The sequence below is a fragment of the Dactylosporangium sp. NPDC051484 genome (genome assembly GCF_040689395.1).
GTDB lineage: Bacteria > Actinomycetota > Actinomycetes > Mycobacteriales > Micromonosporaceae > Dactylosporangium.
In genome coordinates, this window is the sequence record NZ_JBFAZX010000004.1 from 12,375 (window position 1) to 27,167 (window position 14,793).

A 14,793-nucleotide genomic window follows, 5' to 3' on the forward strand; every position below is an offset into this window, starting at 1 on the left:
TGCGGTCAGGTTGAGTGGATCAAGTCGACCAGGCGCGTGAGCATGTCCGGGTCGGTCTCCGGGAGAACGCCGTGGCCCAGGTTGAAGATGTGGCCATGGGCCTTCGTGCCCTCGGCCAGCACGCGGCGGGCCTCCTGCTCGACGACCTCCCACGGGGCCAGCAGGACGCACGGGTCCAGATTGCCCTGCAGAGACTTGCCGGGGACCCGGCCGGCGGCCACGTCCAGGGGTGTGCGCCAGTCCACGCCGATGACGTCGACGCCGGCCTCGGACATGGCGGGCAGCAGCTCCGCGGTACCGACGCCGAAATGGATCTTCGGGATCTTTCCGACGATGCCGCCGAGGACCGCCCGCGAGTGGGGGAGGACGTAGCGGCGGTAGTCGGCCTCCGACAGGGCGCCGGCCCAGGAGTCGAACAGCTGGATCGCATCGACGCCGGCGTCGACCTGGACCTGCAGGAACGTGCGGGTGATGTCCGCCAGCGCGGCGCACAGGGCGTGCCAGACGTCGGGGGCGCCGTACATCAGGGCCTTGGTCTTGGCGTGGTGGCGGGACGGCCCGCCCTCCACGAGGTAGCTGGCCAGGGTGAACGGCGCGCCGGCGAAGCCGATCAGGGCTGTGCGGTCCAGCTCGGCCAGCAGCAGGCGGATCGCCTCGGCGACGAAGCCCACGGCGGCCGGGTCCAGCTCGCGGATCTCCTCGACGTCGGCCATCGTGCGCACCGGGTTCGCCACCACGGGGCCCGTGCCGGCGACGATGTCAAGGTCGATGCCGGCGGCCTGCAGCGGAACCACGATGTCGCTGAACAGGATCGCGGCGTCCACCCCGTGCCGGCGTACCGGCTGGAGGGTGATCTCGCAGACGAGGTCGGGCCGGCGGCAGGATTCCAGCATCCCGATGTCAGCGCGCAGCGCGCGGTATTCGGGCAGTGATCGGCCCGCCTGGCGCATGAACCAGACCGGGGCGTGCGGTACGGCCTCGCCGCGCGCGGCGCGCAGCAACAGCTTCGTCGTGTCGTCCATAGCGAGCCCATCGTTTCACTCAGTGCGTACCGGCGGCGCGGCGGCACCCCCTACGCATGTTTCGGTCTTAGTCTTCCGTTATGGCGCCATCTACCGCGACTCCGCCCACATTCACCCGGGCGGTGGAGGAGCTGCGCGCCGTGACCACCCGGCCGGAGATCACGCTCGAGGAGGTCCCGGCCCCGCAGCGGCTGGCACCGTACGCCCATGCGATCGGCGGCACGGTCCTGCGACACGGCGACGAGGTGGCCACCGGCCGGCTGATCCTGCTGCACGACCCCGCCGGCCACGAGGCGTGGGACGGCACGATGCGACTTGTGACGTACGTGACGGCCGAACTCGAGGCGGAGCTGGCCACCGACCCGCTCCTGCCGGGCGTGGGCTGGAGCTGGCTGGTGGACGCGCTGGACGGCCACGGCGCGGCGTACACGGCGATCGGCGGCACTGTCACACAGACCATGTCCACCCGCTTCGGCGACCTGGCCGGCCCCCCGCCCGCGGCGGACATCGAGATCCGCGCCTCGTGGACCCCGACCGACGACGACATGCAGGCCCACGTGCACGCTTGGTGCACCCTGCTCGCGTCGACCGCCGGCCTCCCCCCACCGGGCGTGACGGCCCTGCACTCCTGAGTGCCGGCACCTTCAGCCGCGGTGAGGCCGGCCCGTCGGGTCAGGGCCGGCCCTGGTAGGGCTGTCGGTGGTCGGACCGGTGGTGCGGTTCTTGTGACAGTGTCAGCGTTGGTCGCGGACGCCCGTCCTGGTGGGACCGCGGCGGTCGGACAGCTGGGAGCCTGGCGGCCACTACGGGAGGTTCGCCACCAGGTCGGCGATCTCACGGCGGCGGCCGGTGTAGAAGGGGATCTCCTCACGCACGTGGCGGCGGGCCCGGGAGGCGCGCAGCTCGCGCATCAGGTCGACGATGCGGTGCAGCTCCTCGGCCTCGAAGGCCAGGATCCACTCGTAGTCGCCCAGGGCGAAGCTCGCCACGGTGTTGGCGCGCACGTCCGGGAAGCCGCGGGCCTGCTGGCCGTGCTCGGCGAGCATCGCGCGGCGCTCCTCGTCCGGCAGCAGATACCACTCGTACGAGCGCACGAACGGGTAGACGCACACCCACTCGCGGGCGTGCTCGTCGGCCAGGAACGCGGGGATGTGGCTCTTGTTGAACTCGGCCGGGCGGTGCAGCGCCATCTGCGACCACACGGGTTCCAGGCGCCGGCCGACGTCGGTGCGGCGGAACCCGGAATACGCCTCCTGGAGGGCCTCGGCGCTCGGCGCGTGCCACCAGATCATGAGGTCGGCGTCGGCGCGCAGGCCGGCCACGTCATACGTGCCGCGCACCACGACGTCCTTGGCGGCCAGATCGGCGAGGAACGCGGCCACCTGGGTCGGGTCCCGGTCGTCCGCGCCGTACGGGGTGGCGAGCCGGAAGACCGACCACATCGTGTACCGGATGGTGTCGTTGAGCTCGCGGATGCGTGCGGCGTTCGTGGTCGTCATATGCCTATCCTTCCAGTTTCGCGAGCACCGCCTCGGCGGCGGTACGGCCGGACGTGACGCACGCCGGAATGCCGACGCCGTCGTAGGCCGCGCCGGCCACGGCGATCGCCGGGTGCGCGTCGAGGCCTTCGCGCAGCGTGCTCACCCGGTCCCGATGATGCGGTTGGTACTGCGGGAGCGCCCCGCCCCAGCGGAAGACGCCCCGGTCGAGCTCGTCCGGCAGCGCGTCCACGCCGATGATCCGCGCGACCTCGCGGCGCACGAGCTCGACCAGGGCGCCGTCGGTGCGCTGCAGCTGCTCCTCGTCGCCGAAGCGGCCCACTGAGGCGCGCAGCACGGTCACGCCGGGGCGTCGCAGGTGCGCCCACTTGCGGTCGAAGAACGTGACGGCCTTGACCGCGAAGCCCTCCGTCGCGGGCACGAGGAATCCGGACAGGTCGGGCAGCTTCGTGGCCGGCAGGGCCAGGGCGACGAGCGCGACACTGGCATATTCCAGCTGTACCGGCTCGACGCCCTCGACGCCGGCGAGCAGCCGGGCGGCGGGCGCGGCCGGCACGGCGAGGACCAGGCCGTCGGCGTCGAGGGTCTCGGCGTCGCGGGTCGAGCCGAGCGTGAGCCGCCAGCCGCCGCCGTGGCGGTGCACGGCGCGCACGGTGACGCCACTGCGCACGTCCGGCAGGGTCGCGGCGACCGCGTCGACGAGCCGGCTCATGCCGCCCTCGATCGTGCCGAACATGGGGGCGCCCGGGGTGCGGCGGCTCGCCGCGACCGCCTCCGCGAGCGCGTCGGTCAGCGTGTGCGCGCGCTCGGCCGCGGCGGCGAGGGCGGGCAGTGCCATCCGCAGTGACAGGCGATCCGCGCGGCCGGCGTAGACCCCGCCCAGCAGGGGATCGACGAAATGGTCGACGACGGCGTCGCCGCGGCGCGGGCGGACCAGCGCGCCGACCGTGACGTCGCCGCCCGGGGGCAGCAGGGGGGAGCCGGACGGCACATCGGGTGCCGAATCCGGGGCTTTGAACGGAATGCCCATCAGGGTGCCTGAGGGCAGGTCGCGCAGGCCGCCGTCCAGGGCGACGGCCGCGCGCGCCGGAGTCGGGTGGACCACCGCGGCGGCCAGGCCGACCTCCTCGGCCAGGCGCAGTGCCGCGCTCGGCCCGCCCGCCGGGTCGCCGACCAGGAACGACTCCGCGCCGCGCTCCACCAGGCCGTCGGCCAGGGTGCCGGTGGATAGTTTGCCGCCGAGCCGGTCCCGCTGGTCGAGCACGACCACGTCGAGCTCCGGGCGCAGTGTGCGCAACCGGTGCGCCGCGGCCAGCCCGGCAATGCCCCCGCCGACGACCACGACGCGCAGTGTCATGACCGCAAGTCTATTGTCGCGGAGCGGGCGACGAGCCAGTGGCAGTGATCACGGGGGCGGCTCACGGCATCGGGTAGTCGCCGCGCCTGTCCCAGCGCGGGCGCGCTGGGGGAGGCCGACAGTGCGCCGCTACCGATGTGCGTCGATATGTCGCCGGCGAGTGTGATCCCTCACCGCGATGTCCATCTGAGGGGCGAACCCTCTGGAAGATCTCCGCGAAGGCGCGCACACTCTCGTGGATGAGCGACCTCGCGTCCTCCCGGCCCGCGCCCGACGAGCCGCCGGACCCGTGCCCCGGTGGCCCCGCCGACGTGTCCGGGCTGTTCCCCCGGGCGTCGGAGCTGTCCGCACCGGCGGCGCGGGACCCGGCCGACGCGCTGCCGGACGGCCTGGACGGGTTCGTCCTGAACCCGCTGGCTGCCAGTGTCTCGTGGGACGACGAGGCCTCGTTCGGTGACAGTGCGCCGTTCGGGGATGCTGTTGACGACACCGAGCCGACGGCGCGCACGATCGCCGCGCTGCTGGAGACCCCGATGACGCCGGCGGCCGAACTCGCCGACGCGGTGGCATGGTGTTACGACGACGAGGCACTGCCGCTGCTGCTGCCGCTGGCCCGCCATCCCGACGCCGGCGTGCGGCGGGCTGTGGCCCAGGCACTGCCGAGCGTCCTGGGTGACACCGAGCCCGGCGACACCGTTCGCGCGCTGGTCATGCTCAGCGCCGATGCCGACGAGGACGTGCGCGACTGGGCGTGCTTCGCGCTCGGCACCCAGCTGTCGGAGGTCGACGACCCCGTGGTCCGCGACGCGCTCGCGGCACGCCTGGAGGACCCGCACGACGACACGCGCTGCGAGGCGCTGCTGGGCCTGGCCCGCCGCCGCGACAGCCGCGTCCTGCCAGTGCTGCACGAGCGCCTGTCGCGGGACAACGTGTACTCCCTGGAGATCGACGCCGCCGGTGCCCTGGGGCATGCCTCGCTGCACACGCTGGTGCGCGGGCACCTTTCCGGCTGGGACGACGACGTGGTGGCACGGGTGTGCGCCGCGCTGCGCCTGACCGACCCGGACGGGGTCGGCGACGATCTGCTGGACGGCCTGGCCGAGTGGTTCCGGGCGGGCGCGCCGCACGCCACCGATGAGGATCGATACTGGTGGTCGGTGACGCTGCAGTTGCTGGAGCATGCGGAGTACCGTGCGCAGGAGATCGCCGAACAGGTCCACCACCGCCTGCTGGGCCTGGAGCCGGCGACGACACTGATGCTCGGCTCGCGCCTGTCCCAGCTGGCCGGCGACCACGGCTGGCCACGCTGGCGCCCGTCCTGCTGACACCCGAACGCTGACGATGGCAAACGGCCGTTCACCCGCGGGTCTTGGCGCGGAACAGCACCCGCGCGGCGACCACCGAGACGAGCACGATCCCGGCGCACCACGCGACCGCGCGCCACGGGGCCGAGCCGACGGGCTCGTCGAGCAGCAGGCCCCGCAGGCTTTCCGTGATCGGCGTGACCGGCTGGTTGCCGGCGAAGCCGCGTAGCCACGACGGCATGGTGTCGATCGGGACGAAGGCGCTGCTGGCGTACGGCAGGAAGGTGATCACGAACGTGTAGCCGCCCGCCGCCTCGGCCGAGCCGGCCAGCAGTCCCAGCGCCGCGGACAGCCACGACACCGCGGCGATGACCAGGACCAGGATGCCGGCGGCGGCGAGCCATTGGCCGGGGTCGGCGCGCGGGCGGAAGCCGATGGCGAGCGCGACGCCGAGGACCAGCGCGCTGGACAGCACGTTGCGGGCCAGGCTCGCGGTGACGTGGCCGGACAGCAGCGCCGCGCCGCTGACGTCGAGGGAGCGGAGCCGATCGACGATGCCCCCGGTGAGGTCGTTGGCGACGGAGACCGCGGTCATCGCCGAGCCGAACGAGACGCACAGCAGCATGACGCCGGGGACCACGTACGTCACGTAGTCGGTCCCGACGCGCAGGGCGCCGCCGAACAGGTACACGAAGACGATCATGAGCATGACCGGCAGCGCGACCGACATGACGAGCGCCTCGACGTTGCGCCGGCCCAGGCGCAGCGAGCGGCCGCCGAGCACGGTCCAGTGCGTGAGCGCGGTGCTAGACACCGGCGAGCTCCTTCCGGGAGGTCAGGGATAGGAAGACGTCGTCAAGCGTGGCGCTGTGCAGGGAGAAGCGGCGCACCGCCGAGCCCGCGGGGTCGATCTCGTCGAGTACGGAGCGCACGTGCGCGGCACTGCCGTCGGTGGTCACGCCGAGGGTGAGCCGGGCGTCGTCGCGCTGCACGACCCGGGCGCCGAGGCGCGCGACGGCCGCGTCGAACGCGACCCGGTCGGCCAGGTCCAGGTCGAGGCGCTGGTCGCCGAAGCGCCGCTTGAGCTCGGCCGGGCTGCCCTCGGCGACCACCCGGCCGTGGTCGACGACGGCGATGCGGCCGGCGAGGCGGTCGGCCTCCTCCAGGTACTGCGTGGTGAGCAAGACGGTGGTGCCGGAGCCGATGAGCCCGTCGACGACGTCCCACATCGCCTGCCGGCTGGTCAGGTCCAGCCCGGTGGTCGGCTCGTCCAGGAAGATCACCGAGGGTCGCCCGGTCAGCCCGGCGGCGAGGTCGAGCCGGCGGCGCATGCCGCCGGAGTACTGGCCCGCGCGCCGGTTCGCGGCCTCGGTGAGCCCGAAGCGCTCCAGCAGCTCGTCGGCGCGCCGGCGGGCCTCGCGCCGGGACAGCCCGCAAAGCCGTGCCGTCATCCGCAGGTTCTCGGCGCCGGTCTGCAACTCGTCGACGGCCGCGTACTGCCCGGTGAGGCTGATCGCGCGGCGCACCAGGTGCCGCTCGCGGACCACGTCGTGGCCCGCGACCCGGGCGGTGCCCGCGTCGGGCCGGGTGAGCGTGGCGAGGATGCGCACGGTGGTGGTCTTACCGGCGCCGTTCGGGCCGAGCAGGCAGAACACCGTGCCGGCGGGCACCCGCAGGTCCACCCCGGTGAGCACCGCGAGCCTGCCGTACGACTTCGTGAGGCCGGTCGCCTCGATGGCGGCGTCCATGCACCCTTCCCCTTCTGCGTATGTCATACGCTGATGCGTACGTTATACGCAGAAGTACACTCTGCAGTCAATGAGCGGTACGGAGCGGAGCGGAGGTGACGGTATGAGCGAGCACGAAGACGGCATACCCCCGGTCCTCGCCGCGGCGTGGGGACTGCGCGAGCGGCCGGTCAAGGGGCCGCGGCCGGGGCTGACGCTCGAGCGCATCGTCGCCGCCGGGGTGAAGGTGGCCGCCACCGATGGGCTCGGCGCCGTCTCCATGGGCCGGGTCGCGAGAGAGCTCGGCGCGGCGACGATGTCGCTGTACCGCTACGTCACGACCAAGGACGAGCTGCTCGAGCTCATGGTCGACGCCGCGATCGGCCAGCCGCCCCCGGTGCCACCCGGCGGGGGGTGGCGGGCCGGCCTGACCAGCTTCGCGCGCGCCTATCTCGACCTGCTGCGCCGGCAGTCGTGGGTGATCCGGGTGCCGTTCAACTCGCCGCCGATCATGCCCAACCAGATCGCCTGGATGAACTACGGCCTGGCGACGATGGGCGGCACCGCGCTGCGCCAGGACGAGCGGCTGTTCGCCATCATGATCGTCAGCGGGATCGTGCGGAACTGGGCGCTCCTTGCCGCCGACATCAACGCCGCCGCCCAGGCTGGCGGGGTCACCACCGAGCAGGCGATGTTCGGCTACGGCCGGCTGCTCAAGCGCCTCGCCGACCCGGCCCGGTTCCCGGCCGTCGGTGAGCTCGTCGCCTCCGGTGTGCTGGAGACGCCGGAGGGGCCCGACGACGACTTCGAGTTCGGCCTGGCGCGCTTCCTCGACGGCCTGGAGGCGCTCATCCGGAACCGCGAAACCCCCTGATCGGGGATGGCGGCGCAGGCGGCGAGCGGGTTGTCGAGGTGCGAGCCGGACTGAGCCGCCCTGCCTGACAGCACTGCCTGATAGAAATAGCGGGATGAATGACGACCAGCGCGCGCGGCGGCTCTTCGGCGGGGCGGTGGTGGCCCCCGGCGACCTGACCGGCAGCCCCTACCGGGTGGACCGGGACCGCATCGTCGCCTCGCCGTTCTTCGCCCGTCTCGGCGGCGTCACGCAGGTGATCAGCCCCGGCGGCTCCGGGTTGCTGGTGCACAACCGGCTCACCCACAGCCTCAAGGTCGCCAGCGTCGCCCGCGGCATCGCCGAGCGGCTGTGCGCCGATGCCGAGCAGCGGTCCCTGCTGGACAAGCTCGGCGGCTGCGACGCCGACGTGGTCGAGGCCGCCGCGCTCGCCCACGACCTCGGTCACCCGCCCTTCGGCCACCTCGGCGAGCGGGTCCTGGACCGGCTCGCCCGCGAGCGGCTCGGGCTGCCCGACGGCTTCGAGGGCAATGCCCAGTCGTACCGCATCGTCACCAGCACCCAGGTGCGCGGCGCCGCCATCGGGCTCGACCTGACCGCGGCGGTGCGGGCGGCGCTGCTGAAGTACCCGTGGACCCGCCGCACCCACCCCGACCCGCACCCGATGCACCTGCACCCGACGCCGCGCGGCGCCGGGGGAGACCCCGAGGTCGGCTCCGCGAAGTTCGGCGCGTATGTCACCGAGCTCGCCGACCTGCGCCAGGCCCGCGCCCCGTTCGCCGGTCGGCTCGCCGACTGGCAGCAGACCGTCGAGGCGTCGGTGATGGACATCGCCGACGACATCGCCTACGCCATCCACGATCTCGAGGACTTTCACCGCGTCGGGGTGCTGCAGCAGGGCTCCGTCGCCGCGGAGCTGGTCGCCTGGCAGCGCGACGCGGCCGGCCTGCGCTCCCTCGGCGACATGCAGCTGCGCGCGAGCGTCCGCCGGCCCGGCCGTTCGGTGGAGCAGCTGCGCCGCGAGCTGCACCGCAAGGACGGCTGGATCTGCGACGACGACGCGTTCGCCGCCGCCGTCGAGCACGTGCGGGCCGAGCTCGCCGACGGGCTGCTCGCCGCGCCGTTCGACGGCTCCATCGACGCCGAGCAGGCGGTGGCGCGGTTCTCGGCCCGCTGGACCCGCCGGCTCATCGACGCCGTGCACGTGCGCCCCGACCCGCCGGTGCGCTCCGGCCACGTGCTGCTGGCCCAGGCGCAGTGGCACGAGGTGCAGGTGCTCAAGCTGATCCACCACCGATTCGTGCTCGAACGCCCCGACCTGGCCCTGCACCAGCGCGGCCAGGCGGGGCTGCTCGCCGCGCTCGTCGAGGCGCTGCACTCCTGGCTCGCCGACCCCGGGGAGGAGGCGCGGCTGCCCCGCCGGCTGCACGACCTGGTCGAGCTCGCCGAGGCGGAGACCGAGACCCTCACCCCGGCCGACTACGGCCTGGAGACCCTCGACGTGGCGGCGATGGCCCGCGGCCGGGCGATCGTCGACTTCGTCGCCGCGCTCACCGACGGCCAGGCGGTCGGGCTGCTGGAGGCCCTGTCCGGCCGCTCCCGGCAGCTGTGGACGGACGCTTTCGTATTGTGAGCGGCATGCTGACCCTCCGCCCGATGACCCAGGCCGAGTTCGATGCCCTGCTGCCCATCCTCAACCGGGAGTACGCCGAGGAGTCGGTCCGCGCCGGCCGCGACCACCCGGACACGGCGCTCGCCAACGTCGAGGCGATGATGGCCGGGCTGCTGCCCGACGGTGTCGGCACCGCCGGACACCTGATCTTCGCCGGCGAGGTCGACGGCGCCGTGGCCGGGCACATCTGGCTCGGGCTGCCGGACGAGAAGCGGCCGCAGGCGTGGGTGTACGAGGTGCAGGTCGCCGCCGCCCACCGGGGCAAGGGCTACGGCCGGGCGCTCATGCTCGCCGCCGAGGAGGAGCTCAAGGCCCGCGGGGTGACGCGACTGGGGCTCAACGTCTTCGGCCCGAACACGGTCGCCCGCGGGCTCTACGAGAGCCTCGGCTACGAGACCGCCTCCGTGCAGATGTCGAAAGAACTGGCATAGGGGCCTGGTCCGGGACCCGATCCTCATCGCCGCGCGCAAGGCCGACGAGGCGCTGCCGGCACGCTCGGTAGGTTGAGCCGGTGATCTCGGATTTCGCGTCCCTCGGCACCCGCGACCTGTACCGCCTGCTGAAGCTGCGCTGCGACGTGTTCGTCGTGGAGCAGCACTGCGCCTATCCGGAGCTTGACGGGCGCGACGACGAGCCGGGCACGCTGCACCTGTGGCTGGACGCGCCGGACGGCTCGATCGCGGCCTGCCTGCGGATCCTCGACGAGCCCGGCGGCGGGGCGCGCATCGGTCGCGTCGTCACCGCCGCGGCCCACCGCGGCCGGGGCCTGGCCGGCAAGCTGCTCGCCGAGGCGCTGGAGCGCATCGGCCCGGGCCGCGACGTGGTGCTCGACGCGCAGACGACCGCGACCGGCGTCTACGAGCGGTTCGGGTTCACCGTGTGCGGCCCGGCGTTCGACGACGAGGGCATCGAGCATGTGCCGATGCGCCGCCCGGCGGCGTAGCGGGCTGCTCGATGCCCCAGGCGAATGCGCTGTCCTTCGTGCGCTTCGCCCCGTCGCGTCAGGTCGTCACTCCTTCGGATCGAGCCTGATCGAGAGCGAGTTCACGCAGTGGCGCGTGTTCTTCGCCGTCATCCGCTCGCCGCGGAACACGTGGCCGAGGTGCGAGTCACAGCGCGCGCAGCGGATCTCGGTGCGCACCATGCCGTGGGAGCGGTCCTCGATCTCTTTGACGGTGCCGGGGATGGCGTCGTCGAACGAGGGCCAGCCGCAGTGCGAGTCGAACTTGGCGCCGCTTTCGAACAGCTGCTCACCGCAGGCACGGCAGCGGTACACGCCGTCGGTCTTGGTGTTGACATACTCCCCGCTCCACGGAGCCTCGGTCCCGGCGAGGCGCAGCACCCGGAACTCGTCCGGGGAAAGCCGCACCCGCCACTCCGCGTCGGTCGTGGGCAGGCTGACAAGTGGCTCGGTCATGCCTTAACGGTAGGCCGCCCCCCGCACCCCGACCATTACGGCCCAAGAACGCCCGCCGCCTCGTGTGACCGTCGCGGGGCGGTCCGGCGGCGTAAGGTCCTTGGCATGGCCGATGCGCTGGAGATCGAGGTCGCGGGGCGGGCGGTACGGCTCAGCAGCCCGGAGCGGATCGTGTTCCCCGAGCGGGGGTACACCAAGCGGGACGTGTTCGAGTACTACCTGGCCGTCGGGGACGGGATCATGCGCGCCCTCGGCAACCGGCCGACGACGCTGCAGCGTTTCCCCGAGGGCATCGGCGGCGAGGCGTTCTTCCAGAAGCGGGTGCCGACCCGCGGGGTACCGCCGTGGATCGAAACCGCGAAGATCGCCTTTCCCAGCGGGCGCAAGGCCGACGAGCTGTGCCCGGCCGACCTCGCGCACGTCGCGTGGGCCGCGCAGATGGGCACCATCGTGTTCCACCCCTGGCCGGTGCGCCGCGACCACGTCGACCACCCCGACGAGCTGCGCATCGACCTCGACCCGCAGCCCGGCACCGACTTCGCCGATGCCGCGGTCGTGGCCGGCGAGCTCAAGGCGGTCCTGGACGAGCTGGGCCTCATCGGCTGGCCGAAGACCTCCGGTGGGCGGGGCGTCCACGTGTACGTCAGGATTCAGCCCAAGTGGACGTTCGTCGAGGCCAGGCGTGCGGTGATCGCGCTGGCTCGCGAGCTGGAGCGCCGCCGCCCCGACCTGGTGACCACGAAGTGGTGGAAGGAGGAGCGCGGGGAGCGGGTGTTCGTGGACTTCAACCAGATGGCGCGCGACCGCACGATCGCGTGCGCCTACTCGCTGCGCGCCAACCCGAGGGCGACCGCGTCGACTCCGCTACGGTGGGACGAGCTCCCGGACGTCGAGCCGGACGACTTCGACCTGCGTACGGTGCCGGCCCGCGTCGCCGCCACCGGCGATCCCCACGCCGGCATCGACGACGTGGCGCACGACATCACCGAACTCCTGGAATGGTCGGAGCGCGACGCCGCCAACGGCGAGGGCGACATGCCGTATCCGCCGGAATATCCCAAGATGGAGGGCGAGCCCATGCGCGTCCAGCCCAGCCGCGCGAAGAAGCCTGCCTCCTGACGCGACCCACGCCATGCGCGGCGCCAGACCCGGCTGGCCTGGCGCGGGCGCGACCCCGGCTCCGTCAGGCCCCGGCCGCTCGATCGGGGGCCGGGGCGTGGCGGTGCGTTACTTCTCGCAGGCTGTGCCGGCCGGGGGGACCTTCAGGTCGATCAGGTAGCGGTTGACCACGTCGATGATGCAGCCCGTCTGGGGATAAGCGGTGTGGCCCTCGCCCTTCCAGGTGACCAGGGTGCCGACGCCCAGCATCTTGGCCAGGGCGGGGGCCTGCTCGTACGGAGTCGCGGGGTCGCCCAACGTGCCGATCACGATGATGGGGGCGGAGCCCGTCGCGGGTCCCGTGGGGTAGGGGTCGCGCTTGCCGGGCCACTGGGCGCAGATCAGGTTCAGGGCCAGGGCGCCGCCGAACAGCGGGTATTTCGCGCGCCACTGGCTCTGCAGGGCGCGGGACTGCTCGACCGTCGGGGTGTCATCGCTGTCGGCGCAGCCGACCGCCGAGTTGGCGTCGAACATGTTCGTGTAATGGCCGTCGTCGTCGCGCCCGGTGTAGGCGTCGGCCAGCTGGAACAGCTTGTCGGGCTTGCCGTTGCGCAGGTCCTGCATCGCCTGGGCCAGCATGCGCCACGACGACTCGCTGTACAGCGACGAGACCACCGCCGTGAACACCCACCCGGCGCTCGCCTTGCGGCCCCTGCCCTGGACGGGGGCGGTGCGCGAGTCGGCGATCGCCTTCATGACCACGGCGCGGGCGTCGGGACCGATCGGGCAGCTGGTCGGGTTGTTCGAGCACCACGTGTTGAAGTTGGAGAACGCCAGCTCGAAGCCGGCCGCCTGACTCTGCGCCGACTGCTGCATCGACTGCTTCGGGTCGACGGCGCCGTCGAGCACCAGCGCCCGCACGTTCTTCGGGAACAGCTGGGCGTAGACGGCGCCGAGCAGCGTGCCGTAGCTATACCCGAGGTAGGTCAGCTGCCGCTCGCCGACCGCGGCGCGCAACGCGTCGATGTCCCGGGCGGCCTGCTCGGTGGAGAACAGCGGCAGCTTGTCGCCATACTTCTCGCCGCAGGACTGCGCCAGCTTCCGGGCCAGCGCCACGGTCTGCTGGAAGCCCTGGTCGCTGACCGGGTCGGGGTCGATGCCGAAGTTCTGGTCGAGGTCGGCGTCGGAGAAGCACCTGACCGGCGACGAGCGGCCCACGCCACGCGGGTCGAAGCCGATGATGTCGAAGCGGCGCGTGATCTCGGCCGGCAGGTAGACGGACCGGTAGACGCCATACTCGAAGCCGGAGCCGCCGGGGCCGCCCGGGTTGATGAACAGCGAGCCGACCCGGTCGCGCTGGGTCGAGGACCGGCCGCGGACCAGGGCGATGTCGAACGTGCCGGAGTCCTTCGGGTGCGCCCAGTCCTGCGGGACCTTGACGGTGGCGCAGCTGAAGGTGACGTTCTGCGGCGGGGTCGACAAGATGCCCTTATACGCGTCCGGGCACGGCTTCCAGTCGGCCGGCGGGATGTCGAGGCCGCCCGACCGGGTCACGGGGCCCGAAGGCGCCGCGGACGGGGTGCCCAGCGCGCGGCCGGACGTCGGCGTGGTGAACTGCGGGGGATTGGTGCAGCCGGCGAGCAGGGCGGCGACGAGCAGCAGGGGAGCGAACCGGCGGGCGCGCCCGATCTTCGGCAGCGTCACGGCCGGCCCGCCAGCACCGACTCGACGTCGAAGCGCAGCGGGCGATCGAGCTGCTCGTAGGTGCAGGATCGCGGGTCCCGGTCGGGCCGCCAGCGCTTGAACTGGGCGGTGTGGCGGAACCGATCGCCCTCCATCGCGTCATAGCCGACCTCGACGACCAGCTCGGGCCGCAGCGGCACGAACGAAAGGTCCTTCTTGCCGGTCCACCGGCTCACCCCGCCGGGCAGCCGGGTGGCCGCGCCGCTGGCCGGCACCGACTCGAGGCTCTCCGCGGCGCTGCCGGGGGCGAGACCGGCCCAGTTCCACGGGTGGTCGACGACGCCCTCGCGATACTGCGCGAGCTCCTCGACCAGCTCGGCGCGGCGCTCGCGGGTGAACGACGCGGCGACACCGACGTGGTGCAGGCGCCCCTCGTCGTCATACAGGCCCAGCAGCAGCGATCCCACGATCGGCCCGTCCTTGTGCCAGCGGAAACCGGCCACCACGACGTCCGCCGTCCGGGAGTGTTTGATCTTGTACATCGTGCGCTTCCCCGGCTCGTAGACGCCCTCGGCCGGCTTGGCGATGACCCCGTCGAGCCCGGCGCCCTCGAAGCGCTCGAACCAGTCCCGCGCCACCTCGACGTCGGTCGTCACGGGCGTGACGTGCACGGGTGGCTTGACCCCATCGAGCGCCTCGACCAGCCGGGCCCGGCGCTGGGCGTAGCCCTGCCCGACGAGCGCCTCGTCGTCGATGGCCAGCAGGTCGAACGCCACGAACGAGGCCGGTGTCTGCTCGGCGAGCAGCCGCACCCGGGAGGCGGCCGGGTGGATGCGCTGGCCGAGCAGCTCGAAGTCGAGCCGCGGCGCTCCCGTATCGCGCCGGATCACGATGATCTCCCCGTCGACGACGCAGCGGGCGGGCAGCTGGGCCCGCACCTGCTCGACGACCTCGGGAAAATACCTGGTCAGGGTCTTGCCGCCACGGCTGGCGAGCTCGACCTCGTCGCCGTCGCGGAACACGATGCAGCGGAACCCGTCCCACTTCGGCTCGTAGCTCATGCCGGGCGCGCTGGGCAGGCTGGGAATGCTCTTGGCGAGCATCGGCTCGACTGGCGGCAGGACTGGCAGCTCCACGTGGCCCAGTCAACCACACAGGTAC

15 protein-coding genes are annotated in these 14,793 nt (G+C 72.7%); 7 read left to right on the forward strand and 8 right to left on the reverse strand.

The annotated features are described in order from the left end of the window. Positions 1 to 5 precede the first annotated feature (5 nt). Positions 6 to 1,022 (reverse strand): uroporphyrinogen decarboxylase, encoded by a 1,017-nt coding sequence (gene hemE, locus AB0367_RS08775; RefSeq protein ID WP_366225633.1) that lies wholly within the window; start codon positions 1,020 to 1,022, stop codon positions 6 to 8. Between the two features lie 80 nt (positions 1,023 to 1,102). Between hemE and AB0367_RS08780 the strand changes: the two genes are divergently transcribed. Then, positions 1,103 to 1,654, forward strand: a complete 552-nt coding sequence (locus tag AB0367_RS08780) for a DUF3000 domain-containing protein (RefSeq protein WP_366225634.1) — start codon at positions 1,103 to 1,105, stop codon at positions 1,652 to 1,654. A gap of 171 nt (positions 1,655 to 1,825) precedes the next feature. Here the strand turns inward: AB0367_RS08780 and hemQ are convergent, their stop codons facing one another. Beyond that, entirely contained in the window at positions 1,826 to 2,521 is a 696-nt protein-coding gene (hemQ, locus tag AB0367_RS08785) for a hydrogen peroxide-dependent heme synthase (RefSeq protein WP_366225635.1), read from the reverse strand. Positions 2,522 to 2,525: 4 nt separating this feature from the next. Continuing rightward, positions 2,526 to 3,878: a protoporphyrinogen oxidase gene (gene hemG, locus AB0367_RS08790; protein ID WP_366225636.1), complete on the reverse strand. Its 1,353-nt coding sequence runs from the start codon at positions 3,876 to 3,878 to the stop codon at positions 2,526 to 2,528. A gap of 239 nt (positions 3,879 to 4,117) precedes the next feature. Between hemG and AB0367_RS08795 the strand changes: the two genes are divergently transcribed. Then, complete coding sequence (locus AB0367_RS08795; RefSeq protein WP_366225637.1) at positions 4,118 to 5,203, forward strand: HEAT repeat domain-containing protein; 1,086 nt, start codon at positions 4,118 to 4,120, stop codon at positions 5,201 to 5,203. A 31-nt stretch (positions 5,204 to 5,234) separates the two neighbouring features. Here the strand turns inward: AB0367_RS08795 and AB0367_RS08800 are convergent, their stop codons facing one another. Both AB0367_RS08800 and AB0367_RS08805 read right to left on the reverse strand, forming a co-directional pair. After that, complete coding sequence (locus AB0367_RS08800; RefSeq protein WP_366225638.1) at positions 5,235 to 5,996, reverse strand: ABC transporter permease; 762 nt, start codon at positions 5,994 to 5,996, stop codon at positions 5,235 to 5,237. After that, a complete protein-coding gene (locus AB0367_RS08805; RefSeq protein ID WP_366225639.1) occupies positions 5,989 to 6,930 on the reverse strand; it encodes an ATP-binding cassette domain-containing protein in 942 nt (313 codons plus the stop codon). The genes AB0367_RS08800 and AB0367_RS08805 overlap by 8 nt, the downstream gene beginning before the upstream one ends. A 103-nt stretch (positions 6,931 to 7,033) precedes the next feature. On the opposite strand from AB0367_RS08805, the gene AB0367_RS08810 reads away from it, so the two are divergent. The 4 genes from AB0367_RS08810 (at position 7,034) to AB0367_RS08825 (ending at position 10,377) form a co-directional block, all read left to right on the forward strand. After that, a complete protein-coding gene (locus AB0367_RS08810; protein ID WP_366225640.1) occupies positions 7,034 to 7,783 on the forward strand; it encodes a TetR/AcrR family transcriptional regulator in 750 nt (249 codons plus the stop codon). A gap of 94 nt (positions 7,784 to 7,877) precedes the next feature. Next, entirely contained in the window at positions 7,878 to 9,395 is a 1,518-nt protein-coding gene (dgt, locus tag AB0367_RS08815) for a dGTP triphosphohydrolase (protein ID WP_366225641.1), read from the forward strand. Between the two features lie 5 nt (positions 9,396 to 9,400). Beyond that, positions 9,401 to 9,865, forward strand: coding sequence for a GNAT family N-acetyltransferase (locus AB0367_RS08820; protein ID WP_366225642.1), 465 nt, complete (start codon positions 9,401 to 9,403; stop codon positions 9,863 to 9,865). An 80-nt stretch (positions 9,866 to 9,945) separates the two neighbouring features. Then, positions 9,946 to 10,377 (forward strand): GNAT family N-acetyltransferase, encoded by a 432-nt coding sequence (locus tag AB0367_RS08825; protein ID WP_366225643.1) that lies wholly within the window; start codon positions 9,946 to 9,948, stop codon positions 10,375 to 10,377. A 66-nt stretch (positions 10,378 to 10,443) separates the two neighbouring features. Here the strand turns inward: AB0367_RS08825 and msrB are convergent, their stop codons facing one another. Next, the gene (msrB, locus tag AB0367_RS08830; RefSeq protein WP_366225644.1) at positions 10,444 to 10,851 is read right to left on the reverse strand and encodes a peptide-methionine (R)-S-oxide reductase MsrB; all 408 of its coding nucleotides are present in this window, start codon (positions 10,849 to 10,851) and stop codon (positions 10,444 to 10,446) included. Between the two features lie 105 nt (positions 10,852 to 10,956). On the opposite strand from msrB, the gene ligD reads away from it, so the two are divergent. Then, positions 10,957 to 11,970, forward strand: a complete 1,014-nt coding sequence (gene ligD, locus AB0367_RS08835; RefSeq protein ID WP_366225645.1) for a non-homologous end-joining DNA ligase — start codon at positions 10,957 to 10,959, stop codon at positions 11,968 to 11,970. A gap of 108 nt (positions 11,971 to 12,078) precedes the next feature. On the opposite strand, the gene AB0367_RS08840 is transcribed toward ligD, so the two are convergent. Both AB0367_RS08840 and AB0367_RS08845 read right to left on the reverse strand, forming a co-directional pair. Continuing rightward, a complete protein-coding gene (locus tag AB0367_RS08840; protein WP_366225646.1) occupies positions 12,079 to 13,653 on the reverse strand; it encodes an alpha/beta hydrolase in 1,575 nt (524 codons plus the stop codon). Continuing rightward, a complete protein-coding gene (locus tag AB0367_RS08845; protein WP_366225647.1) occupies positions 13,650 to 14,768 on the reverse strand; it encodes an ATP-dependent DNA ligase in 1,119 nt (372 codons plus the stop codon). The genes AB0367_RS08840 and AB0367_RS08845 overlap by 4 nt, the downstream gene beginning before the upstream one ends. Between the last annotated feature and the right edge of the window lie 25 nt (positions 14,769 to 14,793).